This is a genomic window from Mycoplasma sp. 246B (genome assembly GCF_054353935.1).
Window position 1 is genome coordinate 112,720 of sequence record NZ_JBTHHM010000003.1, and the last position, 12,859, is coordinate 125,578.

11 protein-coding genes are annotated in these 12,859 nt (G+C 29.5%); 10 read left to right on the forward strand and 1 reads right to left on the reverse strand.

The window, feature by feature from the left end:
- Positions 1-68 precede the first annotated feature (68 nt).
- The 6 genes from ACXYRR_RS02290 to pgmB all read left to right on the forward strand — a co-directional run bounded on the left by ACXYRR_RS02290 (position 69) and on the right by pgmB (position 9,443).
- The gene (locus ACXYRR_RS02290; RefSeq protein ID WP_458597609.1) at positions 69-1,829 is read left to right on the forward strand and encodes an alpha-amylase family glycosyl hydrolase; all 1,761 of its coding nucleotides are present in this window, start codon (positions 69-71) and stop codon (positions 1,827-1,829) included.
- A gap of 23 nt (positions 1,830-1,852) precedes the next feature.
- Positions 1,853-2,560: a GntR family transcriptional regulator gene (locus tag ACXYRR_RS02295; protein WP_458597610.1), complete on the forward strand. Its 708-nt coding sequence runs from the start codon at positions 1,853-1,855 to the stop codon at positions 2,558-2,560.
- A 205-nt stretch (positions 2,561-2,765) separates the two neighbouring features.
- Entirely contained in the window at positions 2,766-4,787 is a 2,022-nt protein-coding gene (locus ACXYRR_RS02300) for an alpha-amylase family glycosyl hydrolase (protein WP_458597611.1), read from the forward strand.
- Positions 4,768-6,402: an alpha-amylase family glycosyl hydrolase gene (locus ACXYRR_RS02305; RefSeq protein WP_458597612.1), complete on the forward strand. Its 1,635-nt coding sequence runs from the start codon at positions 4,768-4,770 to the stop codon at positions 6,400-6,402. Before ACXYRR_RS02300 ends, ACXYRR_RS02305 begins: the two co-directional genes overlap by 20 nt.
- A 7-nt stretch (positions 6,403-6,409) precedes the next feature.
- On the forward strand, positions 6,410-8,788 hold the full coding sequence (locus ACXYRR_RS02310; RefSeq protein WP_458597613.1) for a glycosyl hydrolase family 65 protein: 2,379 nt from the start codon (positions 6,410-6,412) through the stop codon (positions 8,786-8,788).
- Positions 8,781-9,443, forward strand: coding sequence for a beta-phosphoglucomutase (gene pgmB / locus ACXYRR_RS02315; RefSeq protein WP_458597614.1), 663 nt, complete (start codon positions 8,781-8,783; stop codon positions 9,441-9,443). The genes ACXYRR_RS02310 and pgmB overlap by 8 nt, the downstream gene beginning before the upstream one ends.
- A gap of 40 nt (positions 9,444-9,483) precedes the next feature.
- On the opposite strand, the gene ACXYRR_RS02320 is transcribed toward pgmB, so the two are convergent.
- A complete protein-coding gene (locus ACXYRR_RS02320) occupies positions 9,484-10,062 on the reverse strand; it encodes a thymidine kinase (protein ID WP_458597615.1) in 579 nt (192 codons plus the stop codon).
- Positions 10,063-10,159: 97 nt separating this feature from the next.
- Between ACXYRR_RS02320 and ACXYRR_RS02325 the strand changes: the two genes are divergently transcribed.
- The 4 genes from ACXYRR_RS02325 to ACXYRR_RS02340 form a co-directional block, all read left to right on the forward strand.
- Complete coding sequence (locus tag ACXYRR_RS02325) at positions 10,160-10,582, forward strand: hypothetical protein (RefSeq protein ID WP_458597616.1); 423 nt, start codon at positions 10,160-10,162, stop codon at positions 10,580-10,582.
- 217 nt (positions 10,583-10,799) lie between these two features.
- Complete coding sequence (locus ACXYRR_RS02330) at positions 10,800-11,468, forward strand: deoxynucleoside kinase (protein WP_458597617.1); 669 nt, start codon at positions 10,800-10,802, stop codon at positions 11,466-11,468.
- An 8-nt stretch (positions 11,469-11,476) separates the two neighbouring features.
- Positions 11,477-12,115, forward strand: a complete 639-nt coding sequence (locus tag ACXYRR_RS02335; protein ID WP_458597620.1) for a deoxynucleoside kinase — start codon at positions 11,477-11,479, stop codon at positions 12,113-12,115.
- Between the two features lie 75 nt (positions 12,116-12,190).
- Positions 12,191-12,859 (forward strand): restriction endonuclease subunit S domain-containing protein (locus tag ACXYRR_RS02340; protein ID WP_458597618.1); only part of this gene is annotated, 669 nt, incomplete at its 3' end.

A 12,859-nucleotide genomic window follows, 5' to 3' on the forward strand; every position in this document is an offset into this window, starting at 1 on the left:
CCTTGGTTTTTCTTAACCTGTCAAGTTTATACAAAAATTATTAATCCATTATGATATCATTTATTCCTATGAAATCTTTTAGTAAAACTTTTTACAAGTTATATTATTCATATTTGCTTAAAAAACAACCTTTTAAAACTGCTGCATCATGAGATAACAATCGCGTCGATTATGAATATCATACAGACTATAAAAATCTGTTTTTAACTGCTCCAAAGGCAAAGAAGTTAGAAAATTACAAAAATACCAACATAATTTATCAAGTTTTAATATATAACTTTGCTGATGGAAATAATGATGGAATCGGGGATTTTATCGGTTTAAAAGATAAAATTGAATATATTAGCAACCTCGGAGTCGATCAAATCTGATTAAGCCCATTCCATCCTGCGTCAAGTTATCACGGCTATTCTGTTATTGATTATTGCAATGTTGATTCACGATTGGGTGGCATGAATGCTTTTATTGATTTTTTAAACACAGCACATGAACACGGAATCAAAGTTTATTTAGATATGGTATTTAATCATACTTCTTATGAACATCCTTGATTTCAAGCAGCACTTGCTAATGATGGATACAGTGACTTTTATCGTCTTGATATAAATTTATATGATTCAGATGTTAAAGTTGATAACCTGAAAATAAAAAGCAAATATCCCTTTACCACAGATATAAATGCAACTAATCGAACCTACTTAGCACGTTTTTCTTACGGGATGCCTGATTTAAATTTAGATAATTATAAAGTTATTGAACAACTGATTCATATTCAAAAATTTTGAACAGCTGTTGGTGTAGATGGATTTCGTTACGATGCTTTTGCAGAATATTATTCAAGTGAAATTGAAACTAAAAACAATTTTAATGAAGCAAAAATTTTTCACCTTCTAAGGGATGCATCAAAACAAATTACTGATGCAGAAAACAGAGAAGAAGTGTTTATGATGGGTGAGTGAGTTAATTCAGATGCTGTCAAAGGGTTAATGTATTTAAAGGATGCAGATGGTAACATCGGGTTAGATACAATCTATGATGGTGGAAAATTTTTCAGACACAATCCAGATGTTAGAATTGAATATAATCAACTAAAAAATATGTTAATTGAATATCAAAATACATCGCAAAAAGCTAAATGAATCCCGTTTTTAGATAACCATGATGTGCGTAGATGACTTGAAGTATATCGCAGTCAAATCAGTAAGAAAAAATGATATAAATTTAACGATAATCTTACAACATCAGAAAAAGAAGCACTAAATATTGCATTATTTGTGCTTTTAGCATTACCTGCCACACCTATTATTTATGCAGCAGATGAACTTTATTATTATTCAACTAGATATTATGGTGATCCTACCTTAAGAGAACCAATGAAATGGGAAAATAATACTTATAACTGCTTTATTTATGATCCGAAAGTAAAAGAAAGTTTTGGTGATCATATAATGTTTACATCAGCAATTAATTTAGAAAGCGCTGATGTGCAAAGTAAGCAAGGACAAGCATACAAACTAATTCAGTTTATGGCAAAACTAAGAAAAGATTATCCATTTTTATCACTAACAGATGCTGATACGATAGCAAATCCTTATGATTTTGTTGATACAGTTGATTATAGTAGTGTTATAATCCGAAAAGACTTAGGACAACAAAAAGAATACTTATTATTTGCTTTTTGTAACTATCAACATAAAGAACTTGATTTATTAAAAATTTCTCGTAATTATCACTTTGAACAAATTTTGCTATATAAAGCAAAAAACGAATCATGAAGAATCTGAATCGAACAAGGTGGATATGTTATTTTCAAGTTAATTAGAAAATAATTTTATTTTGTTAAAATATATTTATGAAAAAGAATAGTCCAGTTAAGTATCAAAAAGACACAAATGAAAAAACAAACCTTAATCAAACCAAGACTAATAATTTGATTAAGTATTTAATTGATTTAATTTCGACTAAAAAAATTCCTATAAATATGATTATGCCTTCTGAACATCAACTTATGAATCGATTTAATTGTTCACGTTCTGTTGTGGTATCTGCTTATCAGAAACTTTTTTCTATTGGTGCAATTTACTCTATTTCAAAACGTGGCCACTTTGTAGCAGAAAATTTTCATAACCTAATTAAACCTATAAGTTATTTGATCGGGGTTGACAGAATTCTTGGCAGTGAAACTAAGGAAACCTTGCCGAATTGATTTAAAGATAAAAATATTATTTTTACCGATGGACATCGTTCTTTTAAAATGAACTATCAAAAAGCAGGTGAGATTATTGCTGAAGGTGATATATATGTTTCTACTAAAAACATTGATGAATTTGAACCTATTGATACTAGAACACCAATTATCAACATTCTAATTGATCGACATAGTCTAAAAAATATTGTTTATGAATTAAAATATGAAAAAGTAAATAAATTTGGTGTTGATAACATGGTTGTTATTGCTTTTTGAGGTTATGACAGCGATAGCATTTGTATAGCAGGGAAATATTATATAAAACCCGAACATTTTAAATTCTATCATCAAGAATTTTCATTATATGTATAATTTTTAAAATAAAATTTATTTTTTATCTTGCTCTTAGTAATAAAAGAAATTTGATTTATTGAAAAAAAGTTAAAAACTAGCACATTTTTTATGCTGTTTTTAATTTTTTTATTATATTTTAGGTGCATAAAATTATCTCTTTGATATGTCAAGAAAATTATTAATTTATACCTAAAAAAGACAAAATAAATTTATAATATTGCATATGAATATTAAGAATAAAAACAAAAGGTTTTATGCAGATTTTGATGAAAAATATGCATATAAAAAACCTGATTTAGGAATTAAATTTTCAGACTTTCATATTCAACTAAAGCTCTGACAGCCACTTGCTCAAAGAGTCGAAGTGATGCTCTATGATAGTAATTTAAAATTTGTTCAAAAATTTGATTCATTAAAAATAGATACAGTTTGAAAAACACAAATACCATTACATTTTGAAGGATATTTTTATCAATATAAAATTTGACAGCCAGATGGTAGCATTACAAATGCTTTAGACCCATATGCTATTTCATTAGCTGCATTTGATTGAGAAGGTAAAGAAGATAAAGTAGGTTATGGAGCATTGGTTAATATAAATTCAAAAAAAGCAGGTTCTGTTCCTAAAAAATTCGCTACCGAACTTAATAATAGCACCGATGCATTAATTTATGAGTTACATGTTCGTGACTTTACTAGTTTAAAAAGTCAAAAAGAGTTTAAAAGTAAACTAGGGACATTTAATGCTCTATTAGAAGCAGATTTATTCTCATATGTCAAAAAACTCGGTATCACACACGTGCAGTTTCTACCTATTCATAGCACATATGCATTAAATGAAAATAACCAAAACATCCTTAAAAAAGGACAAGGAAGTGGATGAACTACTAATTACAACTGAGGATATGATCCTCATAATTATTTTGCAATAAATGCTCAATACAGCAGTAATCCTAAAGATCCATACGCAAAAATCGCTGAATTCCGTAATTTAGTTTCAAATGCACATAAAAAAGGAGTTGGAGTTATTTTAGATGTTGTCTATAATCATATGATGACCAACAACATCTATGATAATGTTTTACCTGGTTATTATTATCGAGATAATGCTAAGGTTAAACCTGTTACATATCCACCCCTTGCTGATGAAAGATATATGGTAAAACGAATTATTTTAGATTCGCTAAAATATTTTGTCGAAGAATTCGGAGTTGATGGTTTTCGTTTCGACCTTTCTTGCTTTATGCATGCTGAAACATTTAATGAAATTGCTAAGGAACTGCGTAAAATAAATCCAAAACTTATCTTACACGGTGAAGCCTGAAGATGTGGTGATTTAAAACATGACATCAGCTACATCAAAGGAGTAACCGGAAATGACATTGCTTTTGGATACTTTAACGATTCGGTTCGTAATGCTATCAAAGGTGATGAACACTCAGAATATGCACCTGGCTTAATTTCAAAATTTGATATCGAACTATTTCGTCAATATGTAACAAGCATTGTAGGTGGCATTAAGGATTACAATTTTGGAAATATATATTATTCAAAAGATCCGTATGCTCTTTTTGCCAATGATATTTCAGTAAATTTAGCTTATGCAGCATGTCACGATGGTATGACTTTATGAGATAAAATTAACACTACAACTAATGATTTATCGTTAATTCAACGTATTGAAATGTATCGACAAGCTTTAATGATGACAATATTTACTCAAGGAAAACAACTTGTTTTAGCCGGAACAGAACTTCTTCAAAGTAAACCCTGCGATATATCAGGAAGCGAAAGTGATCGCTGTGTGGTATCAACCTATGATGATTTTAAGTATTATCCAGATAAGTCTGCATACCAGTCAAATTCATATAAAACAACTGACTACACCAATGGAATTAAATGAAAAAATTTAAAGAATCCAAAAGTTGAAAAATATGTTTTTGAGTTCTTTAAAAAATTAAATAAATACCGTAATAAAACTTCATTTTTTAGACTCCATAGCAATAGATTAATCAACCAATGTCTTAAATTTATTGATGTTGATACCTTAAAAAAAATCATAATTTTTAAAATAACTTATCAAAAACAAGTTATTCAGGTAATTCATAACTTCTCTGATGAAGAATATACCTATGACAAAGACTTAAAAGTTTTATTCAACTCAAAAATTGAGTATAAAAATGGTATTTTATCACCGCACTCAACAGTATTATTAGAGGTAAGAAATGATAAAACTGCAAGATAAAATTATTTACCAAATTTTCCCTAGATCGTTTTATGATGCGAATAACGATGGAGATGGGGATTTACAAGGGATTATCACAAAACTTCCATATCTACATAAATTAGGAATAAATGCTATTTGATTATGTCCAACATATGACACTAACTTCGTCGATGCTGGTTACGATGTGCTTGATTATAAATCAGTATGAAAACAATTTGGTACCTTAGAAGACTTTAGATTAATGTCATCAAAAGCTGCAGAATATGGAATTGATATTATTATGGATATTGTGCTAAATCATGTCTCAAATGAACACCAGTGATTTAAAAAAGCCTGTGAATCGGTTGAAAACAGTGAACATAACTACTTTATTTGAAGAGAAAAACTTACCGATGAAGAAGCAAAAGCACAAAGTATTTTTGGTGGTTCTGCATGAGAATATGTTCCAAGTGTTCAAAAATACTACTTTCACTTATTTTCAAAAGAACAAGTTGATTTAAACTGAGCACATCCAAATACCATTGATGCAATGTCTGATGTTATAGATTTTTGATACAACTTAGGCGTTCGAGGTTTTCGACTTGATGCTATTAAACATGTAGCAAAAACCTTTGATAATGTTGCTGCTAACCCTTATTTTGCTTGATGTGATGGAGCAGTTGAATATCTTAAAAAATTCAATGAACAAGCATTTAAAAACAAACCAGATGCATACACATTAGGGGAAGCATCAGGAATAACAGCAGATGAATTATTAGAATATGCAAAAGGTGACAATCAAGTTTCACAAAACTACTTCAATTTTGCTTGATGATGAATCGGTTGAGGTAGAAAAACAGGCAGAAATGGATACGATGCTAATTGAGACTATAAAGAGTTTGTTTATCAGCAACAACCTTTTCAACACAATCACAACATTACCACACAAATGTTAACCAATTTCTTATCTAACCACGATACATCACGTAGCATTTCTAGATGAGGAGATGAAGGTATTTTTCATAATGAAGCAGCCAAATCTCATGCTCTAATGCTTTTTGCTTTAAAAGGTATTCCTTGCATTTATTATGGTGAAGAAATTGGTTTATTAAATACCCATTTTGATAACAGATCACAATTCCGTGATTGCGATATTGAAAATGGATTCGCTGATTTAGTAGATAAAAATAAAATTTATAGCGAATCAGAGTTTATCAAATATCTAAATATCAATTCACGCGATGCAGGAAGATCGCTAATGCAATGAAACAAGCAAACTAATGCCGGATTTAATGCAGGTTCAAAACCTTGAATCAATTTTGGTAGAAACAGTGAACATATCAATGTTGAAACTGCATTAGCAGATGCAAATAGTATTTTTTACTTTTATCAAAACCTTATTTCAATGCGTAAAACAACATATAGAGATGTTTTTGTATTAGGTTCTTCACATCTTGAAATTACTTACAGCGGACTTATTAAAATCGTTCGCGAATATCAAGACACAAAATTAATTGCATATTTAAATGTTACAAACAAAGAAATTTTTGAACAAATCAATACAGGACAACAAATTTTATCAACATATGCTGATAATAAACCAATAACAAACACATTTCGTCCTTACGAATCTGTATTAATCAAAGTTAATTAAGGAAAACATGGATTTTTTAAAATACGATTTAGAGAAAAAACGGATTAGTCAAATTAAATTCAACCGTTCAGTAACTGCAAAAACTGAAAGCATCTTTGCATTAGGTAACGGATATATGGGAATACGGAGCGCAGACGAAGAAAGAGCATCATATAACAAAGAAGACTTTTTTGTTAACGGGATGTTTAATAAAGATACCAAAGACGATTCGCCTGAGTTAGTAAATTTAGCAGATTTAATGACTACTCCTATTATCATTAACGGTATAACTTTTGATGTTAAAAACCGTGACGAGTATAATAAAACACTTTACATTCGAGAAGGTTTTTTAAAACGTAAGATCTTATTAGAACGTGATCACGGAAAATACTGTTTTATTTTTGAACGTTTTGTTTCTAGAAATGATCCAAATGTTTATGCACAAAAAATAAAAATTAAAGTTTTAGAAACAACCGATAATAAAGATATAGAAATTATTATCAAACCTGCTATTAATGCACAAGTCACCAACTCTGGAACTCAACATTTTGGGGAAGGTGCAAAAACCCGAATCACTACTGAATCACTGCAAATGGAGCAGTGTACTACACTTTCTAAGCGTTGAGCAGTTCATAACCTTATCACCAAACTTTATTTAAATGGTGAGTTTATTAGGGGTGGAAATGACGACTATGTTATCGAAATGAAGCGTCGCTATGTAGGTTTTAAAATCAAATTAAATGCTAAAGCAGGCGATGTAATTGAACTAGAAAAATTAATGTCGGTTCATACATCAGTTGATAGCAAAAATTCATTATTACCGAAAAAAGTTGTTCGTGAAAATGCAAATACAAAACATCAGCAACTACTTAATAAATCATATGAAGAACTTAAAAATGAATCAATTGAAAAAATGCATTCTCAAGTTTGAAAAGAATTCTTTGTTAAAATCGAAGGCGATGAAGAAAGCAAATACGATTCACTCGCTCTTGATTTTGCAATCTTTCATCTAAACGGGTTTGTACCTAGACATTCAACCAACTTAAATGTGGGTGCTAAAGGACTTTCAGGTGAAGGTTATCAAGGACATACATATTGAGATACCGAGTTCTTTATTAATCCAATTTATTTATTCAACCGAGCTAAGGTTGCTCGTAACTTGCTAACATATAGATATAAAGGTATTGAAGGGGCTCGTGCAAAAGCAAGAGAAATCAAAGAAAGACCTCAAGAAAGTAATTTAAAAGGGGCACAGTTCCCTTGAGAAATGGCATGACCAACTGATGGCGAGGTATGTCCATATTGAGGGCAAGCTGATGTGATGACCGGTAAACAAATTCCCATCGCTTCACGTCGTCAAGAAATTCATGTTTCAGCTGATGTTGCTTTTGCAGTAAATCAATATTATAAAATTACTGGTGATGAAAAATTCATGGAACAAATGGGATATGAAATGATTATCGATACAGCTATTTTCTATGCATCACGTGCTGAAAAACAAAGTGATGGAAGTTATCATATTCTAGATGTAATGGGTCCAAATGAATATAAAGGAAATATCGATAATAGTGCTTATATCAATATGTTAGCTAAGTTCAATATTGATTTAGCTTTAAAATATATAAATTTATTAAAAAAGAAAAAACCTTATTGATGAGCTATTATTAAATCAAAAATTCCTTACCCAATTAATGTAACAAAACTTAAAGAAGTTACAGAAAAACTCAAGCAACAAAAACCAAATGAGAATTTAGTTATCGCTGAAAATGACCAGTTTTTACAACTACATCGTGGTAATGTTCTACCATTTCAGATGTTAGGTGATGCAGGCAAAAAACTATTTAACACCCAAGAAGGAAATGCGTTACTTTCTTGTCAACTTGTTAAACAAGCCGATGTTATTTTGCTGTTAAACATCCTACCACATTTATATTCTAAAGAAATAAGAAAAGCGAATTTTGATTTTTATGAACCTGTTACAACACACGATTCATCGCTGTCTCCTGTTACATATACCATCGAAGCAGTCAGATTGAAAATGATTGAAAAAGCCTACCAGTTATTTAAATATGGAATCAATGTGGACTTAGGTCCTGCAATGCATACATCCGATGCAGGAATTCATGCTGGTTCATTAGCTGCAATTTATCATATGATTGTTTTTGGTTTTGGAGGTTTAAATTGACATAATGATGCATTGCATCTAGAACCACTACTTCCAAAAAATTGAAGTAAACTTACATATCGTTTTAAATACCAAAATGCTGCATTTGAAGTTGTTTTAAATCAACAAAACTTTAGCATTAGAACAATTTTAGATACTAAATTTAACGGTTATATCTGAATCAATGGACAAAAAAGAAATATAAATAAAAATCCACAAACTTTCGAGGTTATCCATGATTAAAGGAATAATTTTTGATCTAGATGGGGTGATTACTGATACAGCAATTTTACACTATCAATCTTGAGCAAAAGTTGTTAAACAATTTGATATCGATTATACTTTTGCAGATAATGAACTTTTGCGTGGCTTACCACGCATCGAAACCTTAAAAGCTATTTTAAAACTTAAAAAACCAAGTTTGCAGCTAAATAATTCAAAATTACTAGAAGTAAGTGAACAAAAAAATTTGTTCTATAAAGAACTTTTGCAAACACAAATTAATGAAAAATCCATTTTACCAGGGATAACAAAATTTTTATCCGATGCAAAAAATAAAAATTTAAAACTTGCTATTGCATCAAGTAGTTATAATGCCCCTACTATCTTGGAAAAATTAGGTATTATCAACCTTTTTGATTACATTGTTTATCCGGGAGATATCAAGAACGGTAAACCTGCGCCAGATATCTTTATTAAGGCTGCAGCAGGTTTATCCTTAGATGTAAGTGAGTGCTTCGGAATCGAAGATGCAGTTGCTGGAATTCAAGGGATTAAAGATGCAAAGATGAAAGCTGTTGCAATCACAGCAAATGCAGAAGAATTTAAAAATGCAGATATTGTTTTAACATCTACATCGCAATTAAATTTAGATACTATTTTAGCAAAATTCAACTAACAGACATATGTCTGTTTTTATTTGCTTATAGGCAAATAAATTATTTTCTTTTCTTATACTTTTGTTTTTCACCTAAAATATGACATCTGCGACAGCGTGCTTCATATTCGCTATCACCTAATACATTTAACTCGTTGTTCACATCCTTACGAAATGAAAAGGCTGCATCAGATTTACATTGTAAACATACCGCTTTTAACTTACATATATCATCTGCGATCGCAAGTAAACCAGGCATAACTCCGAACGGACGCCTTAAAAAATCCATATCCAATCCACTTACAATTACTCTAACTCCACTTAATACTAATTTATCGATAACTTCAAAAATTCCATCATCTAAAAAATTAGTTTCATCGATTGCAACAGCTCGATATTCAGGATTTCAGTGATCAATAATATCTTTTGATTGCTTAATAACAATTGCTTTAGTTTTTGCTCCTGTGCGACTTACAATTTTATTTTTATCAAATCTAGTATCAAAATGTGGTTTAAATACCATTGTTTTTACTTCTGCTATTTCTAGAATTTTAAGTCTTTTAAGTAATTCTTCAGTTTTACCTGAAAACATTGGTCCAGTAATTACTTCTAAGGTTCCTTCTGGTCTTTTTAAGTTCATTCTTCCTTTCAAGTGTGTTATATCATTATAAAACTTTTATAAAATTCCTAAATATCTTTTATCAAATTTTGATAAAATTTTCAAGAAAGGAAAAAAGATGAAACATAAAAAGAAAATTTGAGCATTTTCTGCCGCTACTTTATCGTTAGTTCCAGTTGCCGCTGCTGTTTCTTGTGGTTCAGGTGAAAAAGCAAAAGCAACCGAATCTAGCAAAAAAAATAATTTGATAAATGCAATTTTAACAGAAACTAAAAAAACTTATAACTTTATAGAAAGCAAAGAAACTGAAGCAAAAACTGAGATGCAAAATAAGTTAAAAGATGTAGCAGATGATGTTGTTGCAGATACATTAGCATTTTACCAAGAAACTATGCATTTAGACAAAAATACTCCAGACTATACAGCAAAATATGCTGCAGCAGGTCTAAAATATCCAAAAAGTAATGCTACTTTATTAGAGCAATTACAAAACATTGCTAAAGGAAAAGGAACTGCAAAAAGTTCAGAACCACAAAATTAATAGAAGTAGCGATGAAAATATTAATTCAGTAGATTATCTAAATTAAGATGATTTAGATAATTTTTAATTATGAAACTTTTTCAAAAACTTTTTTATCTATCAGTAAGATAAAAAAGTAAAATGAATAATTTTTATAATTAATTTTAATCAACTTTTTTAATTAATTGCTAGTTTTGCATTTGTTTTTTTGCTATACTTAAAAACCACAGGAGGAAAAATGGTAATAGGAATTAGTGGGATGATAAGTAGTGGAAAAAGCACATTATCCAAAAAATTAAATGAACATTATAAAACATCTGTTATCTTAGATGAATTTGATAAAGACGATGTAGTTTTCAATACTTTTTTAAAATGATTGTATGAAAAGAAACCTAACCTAACAATGGCTTTACAGACTTATGTTGTGGAAAATCATACAACTAAACTACAAGAGTTATTTACAGAATTTGCTGCAAAACATAACGATTTAAAAAATAATCACTTAATCTTAGATCGCTTTAGCATTGAACATTATATTTTTGCACATGTAAATTTGAAAGTTAAAGGAAGAAATTATTTAAAAGGTTATGATGCTTTATTTGAACATATGATTACAGATGAAGAAATTCCTGATTTAGCAATTTATTTAGATATGAGTTATGAAACCTTTGAAAAGCGATTATTTGAACGAGGTCGTGAAGTTGAAATAAATAATTACGAGCTGAACAAAGACTACTTTAAAAACCTTTATAGGGTTTATAAGGACTTATTTATCAAGCAAGCTGATAAATATCATCTAAATTATGTTATTGTTGATACCAACAACCTTACAGAAGCAGAAGTTTTAGCAAAAGCAATTGAAATCATTGATAATTTTGATTTATCAAAAGCAAAAGAGCGAGTATAAAAATAGCAATTAGTGGAATGATTGGATGTGGTAAATCAACACTCAGCAAACAACTTGCTAATCATTATCAAAATTCAATGTTATTAGAAGAACTAGATTCCAATGATGATGTTTTTAATACTTTTTTAGAATGAATTTATAAAAAATATCCTAATATCGACATTGCATTTCAATCATACATCATTGAATCTATTTCAGAAAGATTTAAGAATGCTGAATCAGAGTTTTTAAAAAATCATAATCATAAACGACACCATATCTTCTTAGATCGCTTTAATGTTGAACATCATATTTTTGCAACCGTTACACTTGAGCAAAAACCATCAAAATATCTAAATGCATTTAATGCTTTGTTCGATTATATTATAGATTTAAAAGATAACCCTGATTTAGCAATTTTTTTAGATGCTGATTTTGATGTAATTAAAAATCGCATCCTAAAAAGAGGTAGAGATGTTGAAATTAAAAACTTTGATTTGAATATAGATTATTTTAAAAGATTACATCAGCTTTATCGTCCTTTGTTTGAACAATTGGTGCAAAAATATAATATTCCTTATAGAATAATTAATACAAATGATTTAGATGACCATCAGGTGTTTGAAGAAGCAATAAAGATTATAGATAAATTTGTTGATGAAAAATAGATATTATTTGATATCTATTTTTGTCTATTTAAAAATTGATATTTTTAAATATAATTATAAAAAGAAAGGATAGAAATGGACAAAAAAGTACCTAGTTTGAGGTTTAATGGATTTGAAGATGAGTGAGAACAAGATGCTTTTGGACAAATTTTATTTCGTGTAGATGAGAGAGGTTTTGCTTTTCTACCACTTTTAACCGCATCAATTAATTACGGGATGATACTAAAAGATTCCAAAAAGAAAGTTAAATCACTTGAGCGTTTTAAAAGGGTTCTCCCAAACGACTTTGTTTTGCATCTTTCGTCTTTTAATAGTGGTTTAGCCTTTTCTAAATTTGAAGGACTTACATCGCCCATTTACAATGTTCTAAGATTTAGAAATCTAGATAAACATCATCCAAATTTTTGAATGTATGTCTTCAAAAGTAGTGAGTTCATAAATTCTCTTGTTCCTTTAACTTACGGATTAAGACAAGGAAAAAATATTAATTTAAATGAGTTAGAAAAGAATTTGTTAAAAACTACATCAAAGCATGAACAACAAAAAATCTCTCATCTTTTCAATTCCTTAGACTCCTACCTTTCACTTCATAAGCGAAAATATGACTTTTTAAAGAACATTAAGTCAACTTTACTATCTAAAATGTTTCCTGATCAAAACTCAAAATTTCCTAATATTCGTTTCTCTGGATTTACTCACGCTTGAGAACAGGAGGTTTTGGGAGAATATGCTAGTTTTAGAAGA